At 60.2% G+C, this 25,010-nt stretch carries 22 protein-coding genes, 2 tRNA genes and 2 pseudogenes; 8 read left to right on the forward strand and 18 right to left on the reverse strand.

Annotated features, from left to right (window positions below; all coding sequences use genetic code 11):
* Positions 1-152: 152 nt before the first annotated feature.
* Complete coding sequence (locus tag ACFOW7_RS20055; RefSeq protein WP_378167798.1) at positions 153-1,118, reverse strand: DMT family transporter; 966 nt, start codon at positions 1,116-1,118, stop codon at positions 153-155.
* Positions 1,119-1,173: 55 nt separating this feature from the next.
* Between ACFOW7_RS20055 and ACFOW7_RS20060 the strand changes: the two genes are divergently transcribed.
* A complete protein-coding gene (locus tag ACFOW7_RS20060; protein ID WP_378167800.1) occupies positions 1,174-2,073 on the forward strand; it encodes a LysR family transcriptional regulator in 900 nt (299 codons plus the stop codon).
* Positions 2,074-2,145: 72 nt separating this feature from the next.
* Here ACFOW7_RS20060 and ACFOW7_RS20065 read toward each other — a convergent pair whose 3' ends face one another.
* The 3 genes from ACFOW7_RS20065 to ACFOW7_RS20075 form a co-directional block, all read right to left on the reverse strand.
* Complete coding sequence (locus tag ACFOW7_RS20065) at positions 2,146-2,427, reverse strand: SemiSWEET family sugar transporter (RefSeq protein WP_378167802.1); 282 nt, start codon at positions 2,425-2,427, stop codon at positions 2,146-2,148.
* Between the two features lie 2 nt (positions 2,428-2,429).
* Complete coding sequence (locus ACFOW7_RS20070; RefSeq protein ID WP_378167805.1) at positions 2,430-4,175, reverse strand: ArnT family glycosyltransferase; 1,746 nt, start codon at positions 4,173-4,175, stop codon at positions 2,430-2,432.
* Between the two features lie 144 nt (positions 4,176-4,319).
* On the reverse strand, positions 4,320-4,916 hold the full coding sequence (locus ACFOW7_RS20075) for a CHRD domain-containing protein (RefSeq protein WP_378167807.1): 597 nt from the start codon (positions 4,914-4,916) through the stop codon (positions 4,320-4,322).
* Between the two features lie 229 nt (positions 4,917-5,145).
* Here ACFOW7_RS20075 and ACFOW7_RS20080 point away from each other — a divergent pair, with 229 nt between their 5' ends.
* A complete protein-coding gene (locus tag ACFOW7_RS20080; RefSeq protein ID WP_378167809.1) occupies positions 5,146-5,505 on the forward strand; it encodes a hypothetical protein in 360 nt (119 codons plus the stop codon).
* 64 nt (positions 5,506-5,569) lie between these two features.
* On the opposite strand, the gene ACFOW7_RS20085 is transcribed toward ACFOW7_RS20080, so the two are convergent.
* From ACFOW7_RS20085 to moaA, 3 genes are all read right to left on the reverse strand, one after another.
* Positions 5,570-5,773, reverse strand: a complete 204-nt coding sequence (locus ACFOW7_RS20085; RefSeq protein WP_378167811.1) for a cold-shock protein — start codon at positions 5,771-5,773, stop codon at positions 5,570-5,572.
* A gap of 319 nt (positions 5,774-6,092) precedes the next feature.
* A complete protein-coding gene (locus ACFOW7_RS20090) occupies positions 6,093-7,304 on the reverse strand; it encodes a molybdopterin molybdotransferase MoeA (protein WP_378167813.1) in 1,212 nt (403 codons plus the stop codon).
* Between the two features lie 165 nt (positions 7,305-7,469).
* The gene (gene moaA / locus ACFOW7_RS20095) at positions 7,470-8,456 is read right to left on the reverse strand and encodes a GTP 3',8-cyclase MoaA (RefSeq protein WP_378167815.1); all 987 of its coding nucleotides are present in this window, start codon (positions 8,454-8,456) and stop codon (positions 7,470-7,472) included.
* A gap of 521 nt (positions 8,457-8,977) precedes the next feature.
* Here moaA and ACFOW7_RS20100 point away from each other — a divergent pair.
* Positions 8,978-9,778 carry an amino acid ABC transporter permease gene (locus tag ACFOW7_RS20100; protein WP_378167817.1) on the forward strand — a complete coding sequence of 267 codons (801 nt, stop codon included), beginning with the start codon at positions 8,978-8,980 and terminating at the stop codon, positions 9,776-9,778.
* Between the two features lie 143 nt (positions 9,779-9,921).
* On the opposite strand, the gene ACFOW7_RS20105 is transcribed toward ACFOW7_RS20100, so the two are convergent.
* The 4 genes from ACFOW7_RS20105 to ACFOW7_RS20120 form a co-directional block, all read right to left on the reverse strand.
* The gene (locus tag ACFOW7_RS20105) at positions 9,922-11,157 is read right to left on the reverse strand and encodes a serine/threonine-protein kinase (protein ID WP_378167820.1); all 1,236 of its coding nucleotides are present in this window, start codon (positions 11,155-11,157) and stop codon (positions 9,922-9,924) included.
* A 127-nt stretch (positions 11,158-11,284) separates the two neighbouring features.
* Positions 11,285-12,007, reverse strand: coding sequence for a substrate-binding periplasmic protein (locus tag ACFOW7_RS20110; RefSeq protein ID WP_378167822.1), 723 nt, complete (start codon positions 12,005-12,007; stop codon positions 11,285-11,287).
* Between the two features lie 63 nt (positions 12,008-12,070).
* Positions 12,071-12,478 carry a DUF2721 domain-containing protein gene (locus tag ACFOW7_RS20115; RefSeq protein WP_378167824.1) on the reverse strand — a complete coding sequence of 136 codons (408 nt, stop codon included), beginning with the start codon at positions 12,476-12,478 and terminating at the stop codon, positions 12,071-12,073.
* Positions 12,479-12,494: 16 nt separating this feature from the next.
* Positions 12,495-13,019 (reverse strand): peroxiredoxin, encoded by a 525-nt coding sequence (locus tag ACFOW7_RS20120; RefSeq protein WP_378167826.1) that lies wholly within the window; start codon positions 13,017-13,019, stop codon positions 12,495-12,497.
* 246 nt (positions 13,020-13,265) lie between these two features.
* On the opposite strand from ACFOW7_RS20120, the gene ACFOW7_RS20125 reads away from it, so the two are divergent.
* Positions 13,266-13,340, forward strand: a tRNA-Arg gene (locus ACFOW7_RS20125).
* A gap of 179 nt (positions 13,341-13,519) precedes the next feature.
* On the opposite strand, the gene ACFOW7_RS20130 is transcribed toward ACFOW7_RS20125, so the two are convergent.
* A complete protein-coding gene (locus tag ACFOW7_RS20130) occupies positions 13,520-13,672 on the reverse strand; it encodes a hypothetical protein (protein ID WP_378167828.1) in 153 nt (50 codons plus the stop codon).
* 344 nt (positions 13,673-14,016) lie between these two features.
* Between ACFOW7_RS20130 and ACFOW7_RS20135 the strand changes: the two genes are divergently transcribed.
* On the forward strand, positions 14,017-15,648 hold the full coding sequence (locus tag ACFOW7_RS20135) for an oleate hydratase (protein WP_378167830.1): 1,632 nt from the start codon (positions 14,017-14,019) through the stop codon (positions 15,646-15,648).
* A gap of 203 nt (positions 15,649-15,851) precedes the next feature.
* On the opposite strand, the gene mltF is transcribed toward ACFOW7_RS20135, so the two are convergent.
* On the reverse strand, positions 15,852-17,318 hold the full coding sequence (gene mltF, locus ACFOW7_RS20140; protein WP_378167832.1) for a membrane-bound lytic murein transglycosylase MltF: 1,467 nt from the start codon (positions 17,316-17,318) through the stop codon (positions 15,852-15,854).
* A gap of 234 nt (positions 17,319-17,552) precedes the next feature.
* Between mltF and ACFOW7_RS20145 the strand changes: the two genes are divergently transcribed.
* Together ACFOW7_RS20145 and ACFOW7_RS20150 are read left to right on the forward strand one after the other, a co-directional pair.
* Positions 17,553-17,643, forward strand: a tRNA-Ser gene (locus tag ACFOW7_RS20145).
* A gap of 428 nt (positions 17,644-18,071) precedes the next feature.
* Positions 18,072-19,111, forward strand: a pseudogene (locus ACFOW7_RS20150) (IS5 family transposase).
* Positions 19,112-19,309: 198 nt separating this feature from the next.
* Here ACFOW7_RS20150 and ACFOW7_RS20155 read toward each other — a convergent pair.
* From ACFOW7_RS20155 to ACFOW7_RS20165, 3 genes are all read right to left on the reverse strand, one after another.
* Positions 19,310-19,792: a hypothetical protein gene (locus tag ACFOW7_RS20155; protein WP_378167834.1), complete on the reverse strand. Its 483-nt coding sequence runs from the start codon at positions 19,790-19,792 to the stop codon at positions 19,310-19,312.
* A 26-nt stretch (positions 19,793-19,818) separates the two neighbouring features.
* Positions 19,819-20,622: an IS5 family transposase gene (locus tag ACFOW7_RS20160; protein WP_378167836.1), complete on the reverse strand. Its 804-nt coding sequence runs from the start codon at positions 20,620-20,622 to the stop codon at positions 19,819-19,821.
* Positions 20,623-20,855: 233 nt separating this feature from the next.
* Positions 20,856-21,272, reverse strand: a complete 417-nt coding sequence (locus ACFOW7_RS20165; protein WP_378167838.1) for a hypothetical protein — start codon at positions 21,270-21,272, stop codon at positions 20,856-20,858.
* Between the two features lie 207 nt (positions 21,273-21,479).
* Between ACFOW7_RS20165 and ACFOW7_RS20170 the strand changes: the two genes are divergently transcribed.
* The gene (locus ACFOW7_RS20170; protein WP_378167840.1) at positions 21,480-22,430 is read left to right on the forward strand and encodes an IS481 family transposase; all 951 of its coding nucleotides are present in this window, start codon (positions 21,480-21,482) and stop codon (positions 22,428-22,430) included.
* A 344-nt stretch (positions 22,431-22,774) separates the two neighbouring features.
* Here ACFOW7_RS20170 and ACFOW7_RS20175 read toward each other — a convergent pair.
* Positions 22,775-23,230 (reverse strand): annotated as a pseudogene (locus tag ACFOW7_RS20175) (IS5 family transposase); the annotation flags it as partial.
* Between the two features lie 359 nt (positions 23,231-23,589).
* Positions 23,590-24,873, reverse strand: coding sequence for an O-acetylhomoserine aminocarboxypropyltransferase/cysteine synthase family protein (locus tag ACFOW7_RS20180; RefSeq protein WP_378167842.1), 1,284 nt, complete (start codon positions 24,871-24,873; stop codon positions 23,590-23,592).
* Positions 24,874-25,010: the final 137 nt, after the last annotated feature.

Below are 25,010 nucleotides of genomic sequence, written 5' to 3' on the forward strand. Positions count from 1 at the left end.
TCCGGACCTCACAGCGCAGCCGTACAGCGCTCCCTCAGGCTTGGTGGTGAATCCGACTTAAATGGAAATGCTCTGGTTGCTCGGCCGAAACGGTAGGCTTGGTGTCCGGACCCGCTGACGCCGAGAGGTCTGGCAGTGTGCCGGACAGGCCATCAGTGGCGTCCGGTCTTGCCCAACTGCCATACGCCGCCGATCACCAGGGCCATCCCGAGCATCTGCCACGACGATACGGCTTCCCCGAGCAGCAGGCCGCCGAAAACGATGGTGAGCGCCGGGCCCAGTGCGCTGATGCTGGCGGTGGGGCCGGCACCCAGCTTGGCGACGGCGCGGGCATTGAGCCAGATCGGGAAGACGGTCGAGACCAGGGCCATCGCAAGCGACCAGAGCCAGACAGCCGGCGGCAGGACGGCCAATTCGGCCATCGAACCGGCAAGGCCGAAATGGCCCAGGGCCAGCCCCGAAGCAATGGCGCCCGATGCGCCGGCCAAGCGGGTCGAACCGATGCGGCCGACCAGCCGGCCGGTGCCGAGGTAGTAGCAGGAGAAGGTCAGGCTGCTCAGAAATACCCAGGCGCCGCCGATCAATACCGCCTCATGGCTGGGCAGATGGGTCAGGTCGTGCCAGAACGCAGCCAGCAATCCCAGATAGATCACGCCTTGCAGCAGCCATACCCGCCCCGGCACCGTTTGCCGGCGCAGCGCCGCTTCGACCAGCCAGACGATGGCCGGATAGGTGAACAGGATCAGTCGCTCCAGTCCCGCGCTGATGTATTGCAGGCCGATAAAGTCAAACAGGCTGGACAGGTAATAACCCACCAGCCCCAGCACGAACAGGCCGGCCCAATCGCGCCGGCTGAGCGGTTCTGCCCCGGCCTGGCGGGCCAGCCAGAGAAAGGCCGGCAGCGACAGGGCCATCCGTAGCGCCAGCAAGGTGCTGGGGGCCACCGGATGGGCAGCATAGGCGAGCTTGACCCAGATGGCTTTGAGCGAGAAACAGGCGGCGGCGATCACCGCGAGGATACGGCCATCCTGCCACCAGGGCAGGCTTTCTGGTTTGGCGAAGGGAAGCTGGCTGGCGCGGTCCATGGCATCGTGCGGTGGCGGTCGAAGATGGGCCATTGTTGCGTTATCCTCGGCCTTGTCCAATGCGCCATTTCTCCACAGGACTTCGCCAATGACGAAACCCCCTCGGTTCGATTTACCCGATCTGCGCCTGTTCGTTGCCGTGGCTGACGCGGGTTCCTTGTCGCGCGGTGCGGCCAGTCTGCCGCTGGCCCTGTCGGCCGCCAGCGCCCGGCTGCGGGCGCTTGAGGACAGGCTGGGTCTGGCGCTGTTCGAGCGGCACCCAAGCGGCGTCTGTCCGACCGAGGCGGGTCTGGTGCTGCTCGACCACGCCCGCCGCGTCTGCCGCGCCGCCGATGAGGCACAGAGCGCGATGGACCGACTGGTCGCCAGCCAGCGTGAAACCCTGACGCTCTATACCAATACCACCGGCAACAGCACGTTTCTGCCACCCGCCATCGGCCAGTTCCTGGCGCGCTATCCGATGGTCGATGTCCGGCTTGAGGAATGCGCCAGCCGCGATGTGATCCGCGCCGTCACCGAAGGCCGGGCCGATCTGGGGGTCATCGACGACGATTACCGGCCGGAAGCGCTGCTGACCTATCCATTCCGGCGCGACCGCCTGGTGGTGATTGCTCCGCGCGACCATCCATTGGCCGAACGGCAGGCCGTGTCATTGGCCGAGGTGGCGGCCGAACCGTTGGTGGGCCTGCCGCAGCGCAGCGGGATGCAACTGTTTCTCGACAAGATGGCGACGCTGGCCGGTCTGACGCTGCGGCCGCGTGCCCAGGCCACCAGTTTCTCGGCCGTGGCGCAGTTGGTGGAGCAGGGTGCCGGATTGGGCATCCTGCCTGAAGTGGCCGCCCGGCAGTATCAGGCGGCGATGGCGCTGGCGGTGCTGCCGCTCGATGAGCGATGGGCGGTGCGTGAACTACAGGTGTGCGTGCGACGCGAGAACTTGCCGTTCCATGTCGATCAACTGGTGCGTCATTTGGCGGGGATAGGCCGGTAGCAGGTGGTTTTCCTGCAAAGGAAAATATTCTGCAAAATGCTTGCAAGAAGCAGAAGTCTATTTAAAGGAAATTTAATGATTTCCGCTTAAATGATTGGTGCGGCCGAAATGCAGTTTCATCGCCACGATCGATCCGGCCAGTAGACAGCTGATGCCGTTGTAGAGGATGACCGGCAGCGAATCGATGGCGAGTCCGTAGCCGAACCACAGCCCCAGTCCCACGGTGGTCAGGCCATAGGAACGGGCGGAGATGGCCCTGACATGACGCGTCCTGGCAATCCGCCAAACTTGAGGCACCAGTCCTATCGTGGTGCAAAAGCCTGCTGTCATGCCAAGTACGGTCTCCAGGTCCATGGCTACTCCCTTTGATACAAGTAATAGCGCTCGTTGCGATCCCCCGGTCGGCCTCCCTGCCAGACTTCACGCCAGCCGGTCGGCGGCGACAGGCGCTCGCGGCCACCCTGGCGCAACAACCAGTCGCACCCCGACTGCGGTCGCCGCTCACGCCGGATGGTGGCGACGTCGAGGTAATAATCGAGCACGGCACGTTGGCTCGGGCCCAGATTCTCGCTGGTGATGCAAGCCTGTCGCGGCAGATGCGGTGCCAGCGCCCGGGCGAAATCGCGGTAGCTGGTACGGGCATCGACCCAGCCGGTGACGATGGCAATCGCCAGTCCCCAGCCCAGGGTGGCGCCGGCGGCCCAGTTGGTGACCGCCTGCCGCCCCATCGGCCTCCGCCGCGAAACCGCCCATAACCAGGCCAGCGTCATCGCCACGGCCACCAGACTGGCCATGAGCGAGAATTCGGCCACGAAGCTCGGACTGAGTTCATGGACCCGCTCGGCCATCCGCCGTGGCCAGCCGAAATGGATCGCGCCCCAGTTGAGCCACAGAAACACGGCAATCACCCCGAAGGTCATGATGCCGAACCAGTTCAGAAAAGCTGCGGCGCCACGTCGCATCACATCGAGCCCGGCTGCTCCGATCAGGGCAAGCGGCGGCAGCAGCAGCAGCGCGTAGCCCATCTTTTCGGTGTCGGACAGCAACAGCATCGCCAGCACCAGTCCTGCGGCACCTAGCGGCAACTGGAACCGTGGCTCGGCCAGCCGCTGCCTTTGCATCCATAGCGTGGCGGCGGCGATCAGCCAGGCTGGCCAGGCGAACCAGGGCAGCAGTTGCAGGTAGTAGCCGAAAGGATGAAAGACCCGCAGATCGGCAAACCCACCAAGTGGCCCTAGGGCAAAGTGCTCCCACCACAGCGCAAAACTCGCCCGGTCGGCCAGCCATAGCGCCAGCGGCCAGGCGGTCAGCAAGGGCAAGGACAAGCCCAGCGCCAACAGCAGGGCGCCGCGCAGCCGCGAACCATGCCAGTGCGGAAAGCGGCGCAGACCGATGGCCAGCGTCAGCAGCAGGACCGGTTCGAGCAGGCTGCCCGCCAGACCGAGCAGCGTCAGCGCCACCGCCAGCACCACCCCGGCCGGCGCCGCCCGCCGCGCCGCCAGCGTCAGACCGTAGAGGCCGATGCACCAGCCGGCCAGCACCGCACTATCGGACGAGGCGGCATGGCCCGGCAGCAGCAGGCCGAGCGAACCCACCAGTATCAACACCGCACTGCGGCCATGGCGCCGCCCCAGCAGCGCCCGGCCGGTGAGGCCGGTGGCCCACAAGGCCGTGCCGGTAAAGAGGCCGGCGGCGATCCGGGCGCCGTCGTGGATCGGCAGACCGAACCATTGGCCCATGCCCGCCACCAGCGCCGCCGCCCAGTAGTAGAGCGGGCCGTGTTCCACCCATGCTTCTGCTCCCAGCAAGGGCAATGCCCAGGACTGGCCGGCCAGAAACTGGCGTACCACGGCGGCACTGACGATTTCATCGGGTTTAAGCGGCTGATGGCCGATCAGGCCGGGCAGCAGCCAAGCCAGGCAGAGCAGGATCAGCAGCCACGGCTTTTCGGTGGCAGGAGGCAGGGTCTGTTCGGACGGGTCGGTGTAGGTCAGCATGGCAGGCCGAGCGGTCGGTTCGCCCGGCAAGGTCCGGGCCAAGGGGCGATTGTAGCGCGGCCGATGGGCACGGGTCGCGTCTGCCGTGACGACCTGGGTGGACACGGACCAGTTCCGCTTGGGACAACCAGCCACCGCGGGCTGTCGCGTGAACGGGGGGTGTCTCGATTGGAAAAAAAGAAGAAATACCGTCTCTAGCTAAGAGGCGGTATTTATTGTTTTTGGAATAAAAATTTAGCTGGAACCGGCTCAGGGTCGCTTATCGGCCTTGATCAGGGTAAAGGTGATGGTGGGCGAGACGCTACTGAGTTGCATCTCGACATCGTAGACGCCAAAGCCGGGAATCCCGACATTGGGCAAGACGGCCCGGCCGCTGTTCACCGCAAAGCTGTTTCCGTGCTGGCCGGTGTTGGCGATCATCTGGGCGCGCAATTCTCCGCCCGGAAAGCTCGTGCTGTGCAGATTGAAATACCATTTGCCGGCCAGCAGATCGGCTTCCTGGGCGGCAGTCAGAGTGACCGAGCCGCCGGCGCTGCCGGCATTGCTGAGGTTGCCAAGCTGCACATCGATTACCACCGGCGCCGAGACCCCGGCGACGGCCGGGCCGTGGAAGTGGGCCATGGTGGCGGTGGAGCCGGCACTGAGGGTCCAGTTGTAGCTGTAGGTCAGGATACGGCTGGTGGTGTCGTAAGTGGCGGTCAGCCAGCCCTGGCCTGAGCTTTTGCTGGGCGGGACTTCCTGTTCGCCACTGAGGTTCAACATCGAAAAGGCATGGACTTCGGCCAGTGCTCCCGCCGACAGCACGGCGGCGAGCGAGGCGGCAAGGCAGGAGACGAGGGGGCGCATGGCAGATTCCTTCCTGATAAGGATGGAATTTCAGCCTAGTCCGCAGCGGGGGTCAGGAAAATGCTGTCACTGCTGCGCCGACGGACGGCGTGCCGCGCTGCAACATCTGCGCCAGCCGAGCCGATGGGTTTGGGCAAGACGACGGACGGCGATTGAACGGCCGTGCAGAGCGGCGTCGGATAAGCCATGTTGATAGGGTGATGTGCCCAGTCGATGGAGGAGCGTTGCGATGGCCAGCCATTCCACCGCCGAGACCGTATCCCTGTCTCACCTGTTGTATCTCTATCTATGGCCGTTCTGGATGTTCCAGGACGTCAATAGCGGCACCCAGCTCGAACGGGCGGCTGCCTATCGCCATAACCGGGAGAAGCGGGTGTATCTGCCCGGTTATATCTGCAAATGGTCGATCCTGTTCGGCCTGGCTACTCAATTGATTGCCGCCAGCGAGGCACTGGCCGAGGCGGGCCTGCTGTCCCCGTTTTTGAGCGTGGCCTTCGAGGGACTGATCGGGGTGTTTGCCAGCGTGGCGTTTGTCGTGCTGCTACAGACCGGTGTGGTGTATGTGTTCTTGTGCCGTTGGCGTCAGTAGTGAGGCGGCCGGGCAATAAAAAACCCGGCCGAAGCCGGGTTTTTCTTACTTCAAGCGGGGCTGATTAGGCCGGCTTGATGTTCGACGCTTGCTTGCCTTTCGGGCCAGTCGTCACGTCGAAGGTCACGCGTTGGTTTTCAGCCAGGCTCTTGAAGCCTTGGGTCTGAATTTGCGAGAAGTGAGCGAACAGGTCTTCACCGCCGCCGTCGGGGGTAATGAAACCGAAACCTTTGGCGTCGTTGAACCACTTGACGGTACCAGTTGCCATCGTGCTGTATCCTTGTTGGGTAATAAAGTGAAACGGGCGATTGCCCACGCTGCCGGACGATCAAACAAGGGACTGGCGAACCGGGGCGCCTGAGGCGCGAGACTGCCAAAGAACCTGCTTATTGAATTGCCTGCGACCCGCAGTTTACTGCGGTGTGAGGCTGTTCGGCAAATGGTTTATCGCGAGCTGCGACGCGAGCCTAGTCCTCTGCGAGAATGGCGTCAATATATCGTTTCCCCGTCTAAAGCGTTTGTTGCCTTTTTGCGTTTTTATCCCTTGTTCGGAATGGGAAAATTCCCATTATCTTTTTTGCGGGTTTTCAAAGCAGATTTTCCAATGGCAGAAAATCCACCCGCTCGCCTGGCCTGACAGTGCGTCCCGGCGTCAGATCGACCAGACCGTCTGCCCAGCATAAAGCGCTCATAACGGCCGATCCCTGATTGGAGTGGATTGTCACTTGCAGCATCCCATCCGTTCCCATTTCCAAACGTCCACGCAGAAATTCGCGCCGCTTGTCGGGTTGTGGCCAGCTAAACGCTGCCGGCAGCGATAAGCGGCGTGGCGCGGCAGGCTGGGCACCCTGGCTTTTAAGCAGGAAGGGCCGTGCCAGCAGACAGAAAGTCAGAAAGGTCGAGACCGGATTGCCCGGCAGCCCGAGAAAGGCCGCCTGCCCGATCCGGCCAAACGCCAGCGGTTTGCCCGGCTTGATGGCAATGCGCCATAGATCGAGCTGGCCGAGCCGCTCGACGACGGCTTTGACATGATCCTCCTCGCCGACCGATACCCCGCCTGAAGTCATCACCACATCGTTTTCCGCCGCAGCCTGCGCCAGCGCCACCTCAGTGGCTCCCGGGTCGTCGGCGATATTGCCGTAGTCGCTGACCGTACAGCCCAGCCTCTCCAGCAGTGCCAGCAGCGAGAAACGGTTGGCGTTATAGATAGCGCCCGGCGGCAGCGGCTCGCCCGGCAGTACCAGCTCATCGCCGGTGAACAGCACGCCCACCCGCAGGCGGGGCCGCACCATCACTTCGGCGATCCCGACCGAGGCCAGCAGCGCCAGATGCTGCGGCGTGAGCCGGGTGCCGGCCGAGACCAGCCGGTCGCCCAATGCAATATCGTTGCCGCGCAGCCGGATATGCTGGCCCGGCCGCACACTGGCTTGCAGCTCGACCCAGCCATCGCCGGCGACGGCTTCTTCCTGCGGCACCACGGCATTGGTGCCGGGCGGCACTGGTGCGCCGGTGAAAATCCGGGCGGCCTCCCCGACGGACAAGGGTGTGCCGACCGCCCCGGCGGCAATACGCTGGGTAACGGGCAGCCGCGCCGGCAAGGTGGTGAAATCGCTCAGATGCAGGGCATAACCATCCATCGCACTATTGTCGAAGCCCGGCACATCGAGCGGGGCGGCCAGATCGGTGGCCAGCACCCGACCATCGGCGACGGCAAGCGCCACGGTTTCGTGCCCGGTCAGCGGGGTAGCGGCCTCCAGCAACTGCGTCAAGGCGTCATCGAAGGAGAGAAGCGGCGTCATCACGGTCTCGGCTGAAAAAGTTGAAGGAAGTGGCGCAAGGCGCGGGCCTGGGCCGTGCAAGATGGAAAAATCGATTGATGGAAATTATTCGGCCAAATGTCTTCAAGACATATGGCGGTTAATAAGAGGAATGGAAATATTCCTCAATCCGTACCCCACGATATCCTAACCGCCGGTATACGCCATCACCCGGATGATCTTACCCGGCTGTTCACGAAATTCGTGCCGCTCGGGCTTGCGGTCGATTGCCTGGCGCAGGGCAGCGTCAAGTCCTGCCTCGTCGATTCCGGCGCGCAGCAAGGGTCGCAGTGCGAGCTTGTCTTCCTGGCCGAGGCAGAGGTAGAGCGTGCCGTCGCAGGTCAGGCGGACCCGGTTGCAGGTGGCGCAGAAATGTTGCGAGATCGGTGTGATATAGCCCAGGGTGAAGGCGCCGTCGTGGCTGCGCCAGTAGCGGGCCGGACCGCCGCCCAGCTCAAGCGTCGAGGCCGTGAGCGAGAAGCGCTCGGCCAGACGCTGGATATGGGGTTGCAGATCGATATAGGCCGCATTGCGGCCACCCTCGCCGATCGGCATCGCTTCGATCAGCCGCAGGATAAAGCCGTGTTCGAGGCAATAGGCCACCAGATCGTCGAGTTCGTCTTCATTGAGACCGGCCTGGACCACGGTATTGATCTTGATCGGGGCAAAGCCGGCCGCTCGGGCGGCGTCGAGTCCCGCCAGCACCTTGGCCAGCGCATCGCGGCCGGCGGCGCGGGCAAAGCGCTCGGGCCGCAGCGAGTCGAGGCTGACATTGAGCCGGTCGACGCCGGCGCGGCGCAGTGTTTCGGCTTGTTGGGCCAGGCCGGTGGCATTGGTGGAAAGGGAAAGGTCGGCAAGTCCAGGTAGCGCTTTGAGGCGGGAAGCCAGTTCCGCCAGATTGCGCCGCAGCAGCGGCTCGCCGCCGGTGAGCCGTACCCGCCGGGTACCAAGCCGGACAAAGGCTGCTACCACCCGCTCGATCTCAGCGAAGGTCAGCCAGTCAGCCGGTTCTTCGAAATCCTTGAAGCCCTTGGGCAGGCAGTAAGTGCAGCGCAGGTCACAGCGGTCGGTGACGCTGAGGCGCAGATAATCGATACGGCGACCGAAACGGTCGATCAGGCTGGGATCGGGCATGGCGGCGCGGCTGGCAAGTCTTCCTGGTAGGTCGAGCTGAAGGCCCGAGGCTTACAGTGTGGCCGAAGGCTGGCTGCGACGGCCAGCAGAAATCATTGAACGAACCTAAAAAAACGGCGCGTCTCCCAAGGAAACGCGCCGCGATCGGTCGGACCGAAATGGCCCAATATCAGACTCCCCAACGAATCTGGAGCAATCCGGCTTGCCGTCAAGCCAGGCTCGTCTGCCTCAATGCAGCAAGCGTGCCAGGGACGTGGCGGCGACAAAGTGGCTATGGATTGATTTTAAGTGGCTGATATTGCTTGGATATTTTTTGTTCCGGCAATCCGGGTGCTCCCTGTCTCCCCGCCAGCCTCCCACACTGCGCCATAAAGAGGCAGCAATGCACCAAAGCGAGGCAGGACAGGGGCGGGCGGCGCACTATCGGCAGGGCTTGTCAATCGTCGGAGTCTCTACTCTATCGGAAAGCAGCGAAATACTTGAGAATGCCCGCTCGACCAATCTCAGCGCAGTGCGAGGCCATGGATTTTCTGAATTTCTGGAAGTCGATGCAAGAGAGTGTGCCAGTGCTCCAGCAGGTGCGACTCGACATCGTCTGGGAATACCGCGAACTGTTCCTCGACGGGGCGTGGATGACCATCAAGATCACCCTGATTGCCGTCCTGCTGGGCACGCTGATCGGCCTGATCGGCGGCATGGCCCGCCTGGCTGAGGTGCGGCATGGGCCGTGGCGTCTGCCGGTGCGTTGGTTGGTCCGCATGCCGGCCACGGCCTATGTCACCTTCTTTCGCGGAACGCCGCTGTTTGTGCAGATTCTGCTGATCCATTTCGCGATTCTGCCCAGTCTGATCCATCCGACGGACGGTGTATTGATAGCGGGCGAGCTGGCCCGTACGCTGCGCCAGGAGTACGGCGCCTTTATGTCCGGTCTGGTGGCGCTGACGCTCAATGCCGGCGCCTATATCACCGAAATCTTCCGGGCCGGCATTCAGTCGATCCACCGTGGCCAGACCGAGGCGTCCCGCTCGCTCGGGATGACCTACTGGCAGACCATGCGCTATGTGGTGATTCCGCAGGCTTTCCGCCGCATGCTGCCGCCGCTGGGTAATGAAGCGATCATGTTGCTCAAGGATTCTTCCCTGGTGTCGGCCATCGGTCTGTCCGAGATGGTCTATGCCGCGCGTACCGCTGCTGGTGCCTATTCCCGCTTTTGGGAGCCTTATCTGGCGATTGCCTTTGCCTATCTGATCATGACCCTGGTGCTGGCTGCCTTGGTCGAACGGCTGGAGAAGCGTTATCAGGCGGCCGGGGGGATTCACTGACGCCGGAGATGTTTCAAGCAAAACGCCCATCGAAACCGATGGGCGTTTTGCTATGGCGACAGCTGTTGAAGGAAAAGATCCTGTCTTTTCATTGCAAGGCCGGGTACTGGATTGAGAAGAAAAGAAATATTTCTTGAATCCTTCTAGCGATCACGCGGTTCCCGCTTCTTGGCCGGTGGGCAGTCGCCTTTATGGATGCAGTCCCAATGCTTTTGCCAGAAGGAGCGGTTGTCGGGGGCTTTGGCGCTCTGGATCGGCTGGGTAGGCAGCACTTCGATCTCGTCTTGCTGCGGCAAGGGTTGGGGCTCGCTGCTGCTGGCCGTGGCGGTCGGCAGCGGCTCGGGAGGAGTGGTGAGCAAGGGGACGGCTGCGGCGCCGGGTGCAAGTGGCGGGTCGGTGGGTTCGCTCGGAGCGCTTGGCTTGTCGAGCGCGACGATATCGAGTTCGGGCGCCGGGGTGGATTGCCACCAGATCACGCCACCCAGCAGCAGGGCCGCGCCACCTGCCAGCGCCAGCATGCGGCGCGAGGGCATACGGCTGCTGCGGCGGGACGACTGGCTGCCGATGGGCCGGGGTGTCGGGGCGGCCAGCATTGCCAGTGCCTGTTCGGCATCGGCAAAGCGCTGGTTACGATCCTTTTTGAGGCAGCGCATGATCAGTTGCGCCAGCGTATCGGGCACCGCCGGATTGATGGCGCGTGGATCGGCCGGTTCTTCGTAGAGGATGCGGTAGACCGTGCTGGCGAGCTGTTCGCTATCGAAGGGTGCCACGCCCGTGGCTGCCTGGTAGAGCACCACGCCGGCGGCGAACAGGTCGGCGCGGCCGTCGACCCGTTTGCTCTGGATCTGCTCGGGTGCCATATAGCCGGGCGAGCCGATCAGGGCGCCGGTACGGGTCAGGTCGTTGCTGGGAAGTTGGGCGATGCCGAAATCGGTGATCTTGAGCCGGCCATCGCTCGTCAGCATCAGATTGGCCGGTTTGATATCGCGATGGACCACATCGCGGGCATGGGCATAGGCCAGGGCGTCAAACAGCTGGCGGGCCAGCTCTTCGAGTTCGTCGGGCGGCAGGCGGCCTTCGTGTTCGAGCACCTGACGCAGGGTACGGCCTTCGACCAGCTCCATGGCCAGATAGGACTGACCGTCGATCTCGCCGCATTCATAGACCGTGATAATGGCCGCGTGGTTGAGCCGGGCGGCCGAGCGGGCTTCGAGTTGCAGCCTAGCGTTGTATTCGGCCCGGTGGCTGGCGTCGAGATGCAGATGCAGCACCTTGAGCGCCACCGGGCGATCGAGCCGCTCATCGACGGCACGATAGACCACGCCCATAGCGCCTTGGCCCAGCACTTCGGTGATGCGGTAGTAAGCAAGCCTGTCCATACCACTATTTTACGGTTTACCGAGATGGCACTGTTGATCAATTTCCAGGGCGGAAGAAAACGGCGCCGTCCGCAGCGGCCGATGATAGACGGCCCCGGCTGAACGGTCGGTGAAGCGGGGCGGGGGGTCAGTGCCAGGTCGAGATGATGCGCTCCAGCGTGCCATCGCGGCGTAGTTTTTCCAGTCCCTGGGCAAAGCGGTCGGCCTTGTCATTGTCGCCGCGCTGAAAGCCCACATAGCGTGCCACTTCAGCCAGCGGTTTGGGCAGAAGCTTGATGCGGTCGATCACTCCCTGTTGACGTGCCAGATAAAGCAGCTGGGTTTTGTCCCCGACGATCAGATCGACCCGCTTGACCATCAGCTTCTGCAACAGCTGCGCCGGACTGGTGGCGCCGGCATCCTTGCGCAGATAGCTCGCCTTGTCGAAGGCATCGGTATAGGCAAAGCCATGCACCGTACCAATGGTATAGGGCGCCAGGTCGGACAGCTCGTTATAGCTGATGTCCATCTCGCTACGGGTCATGAATACCGTCACGCCGAAGCGTATCGGCCCGACCAGCCGGTACTGCGCCATCCGTTCAGGGGTGCCGACGAACTGGTAGGCCATATCGACCATTTTGGCATCAAGCATTTTCTTGACCCGTTCCCACGGATAGAGTTCGAGGTCAAACGGCTGGCCGATGGCTTGCAAGGTGGCGGTGACGATATCGGTATCGAGCCCGGCCGGGCGCTGGGTGGCAGGATCGAGAAAGCTATACGGTGGAAAGGCATTGTCGGCTGCCACGATCCACCGTTCGGCCCGGGCTGACAGTGCCAGCAATGTCAGTCCTATCCATATCCATGCACGCATCACCGTCTCCTGTGGCCGTCGATGGCATCGACAGATTCACTATAAGCCACTGTTATCACGGTGCTACTCGTCGTCGTGCTGCCTGAGTGCCTCCTCCATATCGGCCAGCAGAATATTGAGCGCGTCGCTGGAAATGCGGATTTCACTGAGCGACAGACCCAGCGACAGCAGCATCAAGGCCAGGCTGATGCCGAATACCCACTGGGCCGGCCATTGCCAGCCCAGCAGCACCAGAAACATCGACAGTACGCATAAGAACATGCTGCCCACGCCGACGGCCTGCATGCGCCGGATCAGGATCACCCGGCGGCGCAGGTTGGCGATCTGACGCAGGAGCTTGGGCGAGGGCGAGCGCTGGTAGGCGTCGTAGAGCTGGCGGATCACGCTCGACAGGCCGAGAAAGCGGTTGGTATAGGCCAACAGCAGCAGCGAGATGGCCGGAAACAGCACGGCCGGCACATTGATCGACATCTCCACCGGGCGGGGCTCAGTTGGCCTTGCTGAGCTGACGCAGGTCGGCGGCGACCTGCTTGGCGTAAGTCTTGGTATCGATATCGGTGTAGCGCTTCACCACGCGGCCTTGCGGGTTGATCAGAAAGCTATGGCGCTTAGCCAGCTTCATCACCCCCAGATTGTGGAGGGCGCCATAAGCCTCGGCGACCTTGCCGTCGGGGTCGGCCAGCAGGGTAAAGGGGAGTTCATATTTCTTGCCGAAGGCCTGAATCGCCGCCACCGAGTCGGTGCTCACCCCGACGACTTCGGCACCCAGCGCACGCAACACCACGATCTCGTCGCGAAAGCCGCAGGCTTCTTCAGTGCAGCCGGGCGTGTCGGCCTTGGGATAGAAATACAGCACCACCCATTTGCCACGGAATTCCTCCAACGCACGTGGTTTGCCGTGCTGGTCGTTGAGGGCGAAGATCGGGGCCGCTTCGCCAACAGCCGGGGCGGCGAGGGCCGGGGCCGCCGCGACCAGGGCGGCCAGGGCCAGGGAAATCAGCTTGCTACGCATGGGAATCGCTCTCTTTCGCTTGCGAAAGCCTGAGGCCGGCGGCAGGAAGAACGCACGCAGAATCGGGCTCAGGCGACAGGATGGGATCAGGACCAGACCCGGCCGACCGGGTCGATAATGGCGCTTATTATCGTCCCGCCCGCAGCAGCCGAACAAGCGCCTGCGGGCTATTCCGCTATACCTTCCTTTCGCGGCATAGGTATAATCTGCGCCACTTTGCGGAAAGCGCCCCTGTGCCACCGCCTGGTCCCGTTAGTTAAATGGATATAACCGGCCCCTCCTAAGGGTCAATTGGTGGTTCGATTCCACCACGGGACGCCAGAAACCCAGCAAAAGCCCTGAATCTCCAGGGCTTTTGCTTTGTGTCGACTTCGGCTGCTTCCTGGGGCCGAAGCGCCTGGGCAGCGGATAGCGGACGCCTCATGCTTGCACCACTTCCCTGTCTATAAAGCGGTCAGCTTTCTCAGCCATTCTGCCTTCCCTTCACTAATCGGCTGATTTTATCCGGACAGTTCCCAGTAAATGGAAGAACTGATCCAGCCCTCTCCGATTTCCCGTATCCCTTCGATAAGTCGAAAGGTATTGGCCCGCTCCAGGGCCGAGTAGTCGAGCTTGGGGTGGTAGCTCAGTTCAAGCTCGACCTGGTAGGGCAATTCCTATTGGCCACCCTGCCAGGGCATTCCTTTGAGCCGAACGGGAAAGGGTGTTTGCCCTGGCAGTTGGACATAGGGAGCGTATCCATCGTCAATTGGCATAACCGCTCTGCCGCCTTGGTTTGGAGGGAAAAGCGGAGAGTTGCCTTAATGAAATATTTTCTATGCATGGCTGTATTGAATGACGGGAGTTACCTGCCGTATTGCGTATTGCAGAGAAAAATATATTGCCTGGCCATCAATCATTTTCTGATCGCTTATGCCAAAAAAAATGACATAGATCAAAGCCGTTTTGCGAGGAAAGCCTAGACTTTGGGGCGATTCTTTCCCTAGCGAGAACCAGCATGCTCCACATCCCCCAAACCTCCGCCGTCCTGGCGACTGATGAGGTGGCTGCAACCTCGGCCCATTTCTATCTGATCGGAGGCGGTATCGCTTCCCTGGCCGCTGCGGCCTTCCTGATCCGCGACGGCCATATCTCGGGCCATCACATCACCATCATCGAGCAGCTCGACCGACTGGGCGGCAGCCTCGATGGCACGGGCGACCCGCAGTATGGTTATCTGATCCGCGGTGGCCGGATGTTCGAGAGCAAATACCGCTGCACCTACGAACTGTTCGACTCGATCCCGACGCTCGATAACAGCCGCAGCGTCAGCGAGGAAATCCGCCACTGGAACGAGGTGATACGGACCGGTTCCAAGGCCCGGCTGGTGCGCAATGGCTGCAAGATCGATTCGCCGGAATTCGGCCTGAGCGAGCGGCATATTCTGACCCTGACCCGCCTGGGGGTCGAACCCGAGTCGATGCTGGGCGACAGCACCATCAGTGACCACTTCGACGCGGAATTCTTCGAGAGCAATTTCTGGCTGATGTGGTGCACCACCTTTGCCTTCCAGCCCTGGCATAGCGCGGTCGAGTTCAAGCGTTATCTGCTGCGCTTTGTCCATATGATCGACGGCTTCAACCAGCTCAAGGGCATCATGCGCACCGTCTACAACCAGTACGACTCGCTGGTGCGCCCGCTCAAGAAATGGCTCGATCAGCGCGGCGTGCGCTATCTGACCGGTGCCCGGGTGCTCGACCTTGGCGTGGCCGGCCTGCCGGGGCAGCGCCGGATCAGCCAGATCGACTGTGAACGCCATGGCCAGCCTCATCGCATCGTGCTCGGGCCCAACGACTACGCCATCGTGACCCTGGGCTCGATGACCGACGCTTCGACCAGCGGCGGCCACGACCATCCGGCGCCGCTGCTTGGCAAGGAGCAAGGCAGCGCCTGGCCGCTATGGGAAAAACTGGCGACTGGCCGGCCCGAGCTGGGACGTCCTGCCGCCTTTGCCGACCATATCGAACAATCGAAATGGCTGTCCTTCACGGTGACGCTGCGCGATCCGGCGCTGTTTGCCCATGTGCGCGACTTCACCGGCAATGTGCCAGGCGAGGGAGGGCTGATCACCTTTGCCGATTCGAACTGGCTGTTGTCCATCGTCCTGCCGTTCCAGCCGCACTTCCGCGATCAGCCCGAATCGGTGCAGGTGATGTGGGGCTATGGGCTCAATATGACGCGACCAGGGAATTTCGTTGCCAAGCCGATGGGGGAATGCAGCGGGCGCGAGTTGCTGACCGAGGTATTGGGACATCTGGGCGTACCGCAGGACCAGCATGACGCGATAATCGACAACGCTACCTGTATTCCCTGCCTGATGCCTTTTATCACCAGTCAGTTCCTGCGCCGTGCCGAGGGCGACCGGCCCCAGGTGATGCCTGAAGGCTGGCGCAATCTGGCCCTGGTCGGCCAGTTCGTCGAGTTGCCCGAGGATGTGGTGTTTACGGTCGAATACTCGATCCGCAGTGCCCAGGCCGCCGTGGCCGGGCTGCTTGAGCTCGATACCGCACCGCCGCCGGTCTACAAGGGTCAGTTCAACCCTGCCGTTCTCGCCCGTGCCTTTACCGTGCTGCACGATATGGGCACCTGAGGCCGCGCTTTACGCCATTGGCAGTGTCCCGGTTGCCTCCACCTGCTGCGATGTCGGGTGGAGGCTTTTTTATGGACGGAAGCCGAGGGGGGAGAAAAATGGAAAATAATGTGAAAAATGTCTGCTATGTGTATAGTAGACAATAGTATGAAACTATAAATAATTGCCGATCCGGCTTGTCTGCCGGATCGGCCTGGTCCCTATCAGTTCACCCTGGCCATCTGGCCATCCTTGACCTTGGGGCGGGCCTCGATGCCCAGTTTGACCTTTTCCGGATTGGCCACCGACACCTGCTCATCAAACGGCGGGAACATCACCTGATCGGTCCGTTCGAAACGCACCAGGATGTCGTGGTAGCTGCGCAGATGCTCGACAAAGATCACTGTTTCCCCGCCTCGGGCATAGCCGTATTTGAGAGTGCTGAAGTATTCATAGTTGCGCAGCAGCGGCAGCACGGTTTTCAGATCGACCCAGGCATCGGGGTTCTTGCCGAGCCGTTGCGCCAGTTGACGTGCGTCGGACAGGTGGGCCGTGCCGACGTTGTAGCTGGCGAGCGCGAGCCAGGTACGGTCGGGCTCGGCGATATGCGGCGGCAGTCTGTCCTTGAGCATCTGGAGATAGCGGGCGCCGCCCATGATGCTCTGGTAGGGGTCAAGCCGGTCATCGACGCCCAGTCGGTCGGCGGTGTCATTGGTCAGCATCATCATGCCGCGCACGCCGTAGGGTGAAGTGGCGAACGGGTCCCAGTGTGATTCCTGGTAGGCGAGGGCGGCCAGCAGGCGCCAATCGATACCATAACGGGCTTCGGCTTCGACAAAATGGGCGCGATAGCGTGGCAGCACCGTTACCCGCCGTGCCAGGAATTCCTGGGCATCGACCGGCTTGAGTCGTTTGACATGGCCGTAGTAGCGGTCGAGCAGACGGCCAAGCGTGCCGTCCTTGCGAATACCGTCGAAGAATTTCTTCACCTTGCCGCCGAACTCGGCCGGTGCAGTCTTGGGCCAGGCCCAGCTCAGCGGCTGTTCCGGGCCGACTTTGAAGGCGGTGGCCACATCGGGGTAGAAATTCTGGGCAGCTTCGGCACCGTGGGTATCGATCACGGCATAGTCGATCAGGTGATTGGCGACTTTTTCCACCAGCTCTTCGCTGTCTTGATAGTCGGCCGCGTGCCAGATCAGTCCGGGCGTTTTATTGGCCAGACGGCGGAAGCTCGGCGCGAGCTGGCCGCTGACCATCAGCAGCCGCTCGCCGATCTCGCCGATCGATTTGGGGGGATTGCTGTCGCGGTGGTGCACCAGGACCGGTTGCACAGCCTGGTAGCTGGCGCTGAATACGAGTCTCGGGTCATCGCCCTGAAGCAGGCCGACGGCCAGGTGGGCTTCGCCTCGGGCGAGCTTGTCGGGAATCTCGGCCACGCGCGGGGCCACCACGAACTTGACCTTGACGCCCATTTCTTCGGCAAAGCGGGTCACCAGATCGTATTCGAGCCCGGCGTATTTGCCTTCAGCATCGACATAGAAGCTGCTGGCTCCATTGCGGATCAGGACCACCAATTCACCGCTCTGCTCGACCGGCGGTACCGGTTTGAACTCGGGTTCGGGCAACGGCGGCTGGCGGCAGGCCGCCAGACACAGGGCAAGCGCAAGCGCGGTGGTGGCCATCAGTCGCATCGTTTCCCTCCCGGTTGTCGGGAAAGGGAAGGGAAGGGGCGCATGATATTGCTATCGAACATATATCTTCTCCGTGGGCAGGCCGCGATTTTGCCATGAGCCAGACGTCATAGGACGTAGGGAAACCCTGTGGAATAAGTCACTTGCGTCGAAACAGACTCAGTTCTGGCAAAAAAGTTTATCAATGTGGTTGACAGGGCCATAAGTGGACCCTATAATGCGCACCTCTTTCACGGAAAGGTGGCAGAGTGGTCGAATGCGCCGGACTCGAAATCCGGTATACGGTTACACCGTATCGTGGGTTCAAATCCCACCCTTTCCGCCAGACCACGAGAAAAAGCCCTGATTTATCAGGGCTTTTTCCTTTTTTGTCTTGCTGGGTATGCCATTGGGTATGCCATCTATAGCTCACTGTTGAGCACGTCCCTCGTGCCAGCAAAACACCGCCTAAGCGCAATGCATCTGCTACCCCTCGCTGAAGCAGCTCAGCTAGACTCCCTGTCTAATCGAAAAAGAATTCTTTGGACCAAGCATCCCCACCTTGGGGGGCGACCCACGCGGTAGGTAGGGGGGCTTACCTACGCCGCATATAAAATTTGGAGTTTGCTGAACCTACCGGTAGGTAACACCTTCCTGCGCCCCGGCTCACACTTGTCTGGCCTTAGCAGGCTGTTGAAAAACCCACCCTGTCATCAAGCAGACAGGTCTGCGGGATGAGATCATCCCTCCCCCCTCTTCCAAGAGCTTTTCTTCCTGCGTGGCGCCGATACCCTTCAGGAGGCGATGTTCAGTTATGTTGAGCTCAACAGCCGTGTGCCGGCAGCGCATCCGCTGCGGCCGCTCAAGCAGGCTGTCGATGCGATCCTGGCCAGCATGAGCGCCGAGTTCGATGGCCGCTATGCCCTGGTCGGCCGGCCCTCGATGCCGCCAGAACGGCTGCTGCGCGCCCTGTTGCTGCAGGTGCTGTACACCATCCGCAGCGAGCGCCTGCTGGTGGAGCAACTGGATTACAACCTGCTGTTCCGCTGGTTCGTCGGCCTCGGTGTTGACGGTCCGGTCTGGGACCACAGTACCTTCAGCGCCAACCGAGATCGCCTGCTGGAGCACACCCTGCTGCGGCAGTTTTTTGATCGCATGCTGGCGCTCGCCGACTGGGCTGGTGTCCGATGAACACTTCAGTGTCGATGGCACGATGATCGAAGCGTGGGCCTCGCACAAGAGTCTGGTACGCAAGGATCAGCCCGACCCGCCACAGGCCACCGGCCGTAGCGGTGGCCGCCATGCAGAAGTGGATTTCAAGGGCGAGACGCTCAGCAATGCCACGCACCAGTCGAAGACCGCCCCGGATGCCCAACTGTACAAGAAGGCTAAGTTTGCCGAGGCGAAGCTGCGCTACCTGAACCACATCCTGCTGGAGAACCGCAACGGTCTGGTGGTGGATGTCGAAACAACGAAAGCGGCTGGCACTGCCGAGCGTGAAGCGGCGGAAACGATGGCGTCGCCCACGCTGAAACCCGGCAGCACGCTGGGCGAAGACAAGGGCTACGACGTGGACAGCCACATCAGGGCGCTGAAGGCGCTCGGCATCAAGCCGCAAACCGCCGCCAAAGATCAGCCTGCAGGTGCGCAAGCGGATCGAGGAATGCTTTGGCTGGGCCAAGACGATCGGTGGCTTGTGCAAGACCCGCTTCATCGGGACAGCGAAGGGGCAAGCCCAGGCACTGATGACGTTTGCCGCATGGAATCTGACGCGGATGATGACGCTGTGTGGAGGGCGGGAAGGCCCAAGATAGAAACCATTGCGCCCGGCGTCCGTCAACTGGCGGGCAAAACCCGGAAATGGGTGAGGAAAAGGCTCGAACTCAGCGAGTTTCGAGCCTTAGCAGAAGAAATTCACCAATGATGTAAGGTTGGAGCAAGCCATTGTTTCTGCGCAAAGCCTTTTTCAACAGCCTGCTAGGGTTATGCAACAAAGCCTTCAAAAGTATGGATTAGATGGGGTGATTTTTCTCCACGATTTCCTCTCGAAGGCGTTCAAAGCCCTGTTCGTTTTTGAAACTGGGATCGTTCACGATTTCTAGAGCGGCTTCTATCTGATCAAGTTCAAAGAGCGCTTTTGCCTTGCCTAGGGCCAGCTCGGTCGCGAACGCTTTCGCCCGAGACATACCACAATCAAATACCTTGATCGCCCAAGCCGGATCATCGTTGACAGCATAGTAAAAATAGCCAAGTTCAACATATGCTTCTAGGCATCCCGGATCATTCTCTAAAGCCATCTGCAGGATTTCTTCTGCACTTTCGAGTTGATACTCGTGACCGTCAGAAAGTTGAATGGCTCTAGCCTTGTCGACCATTAAATGAGGTGGAAGCTCCGCGTCCTCATACTGTTTGTATAGGGCCGTTAGTGTATTGGCGTCCTGAGTCGCTTTGGCCTCTTCAATCTTCTGCCTCAACATCCGAATAGGATCTTTCATTTTGCACCCATTTTCTCTAGAGCGTGTTATGGACTAAATATTTCTGCCAGCCGTGGCAAGAGAATGCAAACGAAGGCCAGGAAATGGTAGGCAGCCAAGGTCTGGCTCAATCGTTCATAGTCGCGAGCTAAACGGCGAAAGCGAGCCATCCAGCCAAAGCTGCGTTCGACTACCCAACGCCGAGGTAACAGGACGAAGCCCTTCTTGGCCTCAGGCAACTTGACGACTTCGAGCGTCATCCCGTGTTCTGCAGCGGCCTCGGCCGCTTTTTCGCCGGTATATCCCTGGTCAACAAAGGCCACTTCGACCTGCTGTCCGGTGACGTTTTGCACCTGTTCAGCCAACACCGCCACTTGAGAACGGTCTTGCTCATTAGCCGGGGTGACCACTACCGCGAGGAGGTGACCCAGCGTATCGACAGCGATAGGAACTTTGCTGCCTTTGCGCTTCTTTGCCCCGTCGTAACCTGCCCGAACACCGCTTTCTGGCGTGGACTGCAAGGTCCGGCTGTCCAGGCCCACCGCCGTGGGCGCCAGGGCACGTCCTTCTAGAAGCCGCAGAACCGCGCGTAAGTCGTGCACCAAGGCTTCAAAGCAGCCGGCCTTGATCCAGCGTTGCATCTGCTGATAGACCGCCGGCCACGGTGGGAAATCATGCGGCCTCATCCGCCACGAAGCGCCAGTGCGAAGCAGCCAGCGCATCGGATTGAAGATTTCCCGCAAGTCATGGGTGCGTTGCGGCGCCTTCTCGTCCATCAACGTCAGGTAGGGAACGACCAACTGCCATTCTTCGTCGGTCACATCGGTAGGGTACGGTTTACGGGCGGTCATACAATGAATAATAACTGCCAAACCCTGCTTCGTCCTTCAAACCTAGGCTCCGCGTGCCTTTCAGCCAAAGTGCATAACACGCTCTAGCAGAAGAAATTCACCAATGATGTAAGGTTGGAGCAAGCCATTGTTTCTGCGCAAAGCCTTTTTCAACAGCGCTGCTAGCGCAGGTTGTCCGCCGCTACAGCCGAGACCGTGTCTGAATGTTGATCAGCCCAGCCCCATCGCCGCACTCAATCGAACATCGCCAACAAATCTGCTATCAATTTTTTCCGCCAATCATCGAGCGCACAGGACTCAAGAGATTTTGAAAGCACATCAAAGCCAAGTTTCGCTTCTTTCGAATCGATCAATTCAATGTCAGTCAATATATTGAATGCCTCATGTGCAACCTCCCAGTTTCCTTGACACACAAGATTCACTAGCCACAGGAATTTGTTTGAGCAATCGAATTTTCCCAGACAATTGACTAAAGTAGCACGTTGGTCCGACAGGTCTGGACGATCGATAAGCTCAACAAGAACCGCTTGAACACTTGGGTCGCCTTTTTCCGTTACATCAATAGCTAGTGCATTCCTCTCTACACTGTCCTTAGTGTCTTTCAATCTTTGCAGTTGTTCACTTAAAATCGACATCTCTACCTCTTTCACAAAATCACTCGATCCTTACTTAGGGACAGGCTTGCCAATGTCCTTCCAATACTTCATAGCATCCTGCGCATTCTGGGAGTCCTGGATGTCCCTTCCTCCATTAAAGTCTGCCTTCCCTTCGCGGTGCCACCATTTTTGGAAATCCTTATCGTGTTTAGTCCCGGCATTTGATGGTGCAATCTTTTCTCATCACTGGAAGGAAGCACTATGGGCCAGGTTCTACACGGAAGCGCCACAACGACAGAGGCAATCCGTCGAGCAATACAAAATAGTCAAGAGAGTCTGAGAGCACTGTCCAAGCGGTACGGCATCAATCAGAAGACTGTTGCCAAGTGGAAGAAGCGAACCTCAGTCGCTGATCTGCCCACCGGCCCCAAAAAGTCTTGCTCAAGCGTTCTGTCAGCCGAGGAGGAGGCAACCATCATTGCCTTTCGCCAGCACACATTGCTGCCCCTGGATGATTGCCTCTACACCCTACAACCGATGATGCCGCATCTGACGCGCTCATCTCTGCACCGATGTCTTCAGCGCCACGGCATCTCGAGACTGCCTCAAGTCGAGGGTAGCAAGCCGGTCAAGAAGCGGTTCAAAAGCTACCCGATCGGCTACTTCCATATCGACATCGCCGAGATGCAGACGGCCGAGGGTAAGCTCTATCTCTTTGTTGCGATTGATCGCACCTCCAAGTTCACTTTCACCGAACTCCATACCAAAGCCGGAAAAATGATTGCTGCACAGTTCCTGCGCAACTTGATCGAGGCGGTGCCCTACACCATCCATACAGTGCTCACCGATAACGGCATCCAATTCACGAACCGCCATTGTGATCAATACGCTTTCCAGCACATTTTTGATCGCGTCTGCGACGAGCATGCCGTTGATCATCGACTGACCAAGGTCAAACATCCTTGGACCAATGGGCAGGTCGAGCGAATGAACCGGACTATCAAGGACGCCACTGTTAAGCGCTTTCATTACGACGATCATGCGCAACTGCGACGACACCTAATCGATTTCATCAATGCCTATAACTTCGGACGAAGGCTCAAGACTCTCAAAGGGCTGACGCCCTACGAATTCACCTGCAAACAGTGGACTTCTGAGCCACATCGCTTCAGGGTTGATCCGATCCATCAAATGCCGGGACTAAACATCTAGTGCTTGCTCGTTCCCTGCTGAATACGGACTCTTGCCACCCCTTCATTCCCGCCCCGTAGAGGCCGATTGGCGGCCTTGCTCCTTCGCCACGACATCCGGGCTAAGCCAGACTCGCAGATAGCGTCCATAGCCCTTGCTGCGCTCAAACCAGACCCGTTTCCGACGCCACCCCGCATCCAGCAGAGTTTGACTTAACTCCTGCGATGAAAAGCCCAGCGCACTCGATAGCTCCTCCATCGACCAATGGCGGTGCCTTGCGGCAGGAGGGAGTGAGGCGTACCAAGCGTCATGCTTGGCCCGGGTTTTTGTCACCCCCTCCTGACAACCGTTCACAGGCGGCACGTGGCCAGAGGCACTTTGCGCCAGCCGCGTCGATAGGCCGGCCCGTGCTGCTTGACCTTCCATTCCCCCTCGCCGTGAATCTTGATGCCGGTGCTGTCCACCAGCAGATGCAGCGGCTCGGCACGGCGTCGCACCGGAATCTGCACCGCCAGGGTGGCCTGCCGCCGGCTGACCGTGCTGAAACACGGCACCGACCAGTCCAGATTCATCATGCGCACCAGGCTGCACGTGAACCCGCGGACTTGGCGCAGCCCTTGTTGGAACAGCACCTTCAACGTCAGCATGATTTGAATGGCTTGATCGCTATAGCGCGTCGGGGCGCCCGCCTGACCTGAAGGCTCATTGCTATGCCAGGCAAGGTCCGGCGAAAACCAGATCGTGACATCGCCCCTCGCTTGCAGGCTTCGGTTGTAGGTGGACCCATTCGTCGTGCGGTAGCGGGGCTTGGCTGGCTTCATGCTGCTAGCTTACAACCGGCATCAACCCTGGATTCGGGGGTTATGCAACAAGGCCCCTCTGAGCTGAAGTTCTCTGGCTGCCGCAAAACGGCGTGTTTCCTCAATTGAAGCCAGCTCTTCATGGAGCCGCTTGAAATCGGATTGTTTCATTTCTTTTCACAGCGTGTATGCGATGTCTGCCGGCGGATCGGGAGGCATGTTTAGTCCTTTGGCTGCTGTTTGCATTTCTTGTTTCGAATTCGGCCAAGAAGCAGGCTTGCTGGGGTAGAGACGTTAAGACCCGGTAACTACCTCCAGCATGCCGAGCGCTGGCAGCTACAAGCGGTCAAGGCTTATTGATAAAAATGTGTCAATTGGCCTCAAGCCCCTTTCAATGCTTCATCAAGATCGGTCTTTAAATCGTCAATATGCTCGATACCGATCGATAAGCGGACTGTTTCTTCCGAGACCCCGGCGCGCGCCAGTTCCTCGGGCGATAGCTGGCGGTGGGTGGTCGAGGCCGGGTGGGTGGCGAGTGAGCGGACGTCGCCGATATTGACCAGTCGGGTGAACAGCTTCAACCCGTCCAGGAAACGCTCGCCGGCAGCGCGGCCGCCGTCGATGCCGAAAGTGAGCACCCCCGAGGCTTTGCCGCGCAGGTATTTCTTGGCGAGCAGATAGTCCGGATGATTTTCCAGCCCGGCGTAATTGACCCACTTCACCTTGGGGTGCTGTTGCAGATATTGGGCAATCGCCAAGGTGTTGCTATTGATGCGATCGAGCCGCAAAGCCAGGGTTTCAATGCCTTGCAGGATCAGGAAGGCGTTGAATGGCGAAATTGCGGCGCCGGTATTGCGCAGTGGCACTACCCGGGCGCGGCCGATATAGGCGGCGGGGCCGAGGGCTTCGGTGTAGACCACGCCGTGGTAGCTGACATCGGGTTCATTGAGACGCTTGAAACGGGTTTTATGTTCGGCCCAGGGGAATTTGCCCGAGTCGATAATGGCGCCACCCACACTGGTGCCATGGCCGCCCAGATATTTGGTCAGCGAATGCACCACGATATCGGCTCCATGTTCAATCGGCCGGCTCAGATAAGGCGAGGGAACCGTATTGTCGACAATCAGCGGTACACCATGCCGATGAGCGATTTCGGCAATCGCGGCAATATCGGTGACATTGCCGGCCGGATTGCCCAGCGATTCGACAAAAACCGCCTTGGTGCGTTCGTCGAACAATTGATCGAAACTCTGCGGGTCGCGATGATCGGCAAAGCGGGTCTGAATGCCGAATTGCGGCAGCGTATGAGCGAACAGATTATAAGTCCCGCCATAAAGCGCCGTGCTGCTGATGATATTGTCGCCGGCTTCGGCGATGGTCAGGATCGAATAGGTTACGGCCGCCTGGCCCGAGGCCAGTGCCAGGGCGCCAATGCCGCCTTCGAGTGCTGCGAGGCGTTGTTCGAGGATTTCTTGGGTCGGATTGTTGATCCGGGTATAGATATGGCCCGGTACCTTGAGATCGAACAGGTCGGCACCATGCTGCGCACTGTCGAAGGCATAGGCCACCGTCTGGTAGATGGGCGGCGCAACCGATCGGGTCGTGGGCTCCGGTGAGTAGCCGGCGTGGACGGACAGCGTTTCAAACTTCCAGGTTGTGCTCATGGCTAGATCCAATCATCCGAGTTAAGGGAAATCTCATCGCGACAGCCCGCACAGCCCATGGCCGGGTGTCAGGCCAGCCCATTGTTGGCTGCGATTTAAATGGCCGGGAAATACTTGGAAATCTTCTTTATATTTCC

The organism is Chitinimonas lacunae (genome assembly GCF_042650885.1).
Classification (GTDB): Bacteria; Pseudomonadota; Gammaproteobacteria; order Burkholderiales; family Chitinimonadaceae; genus Chitinimonas_A; species Chitinimonas_A lacunae.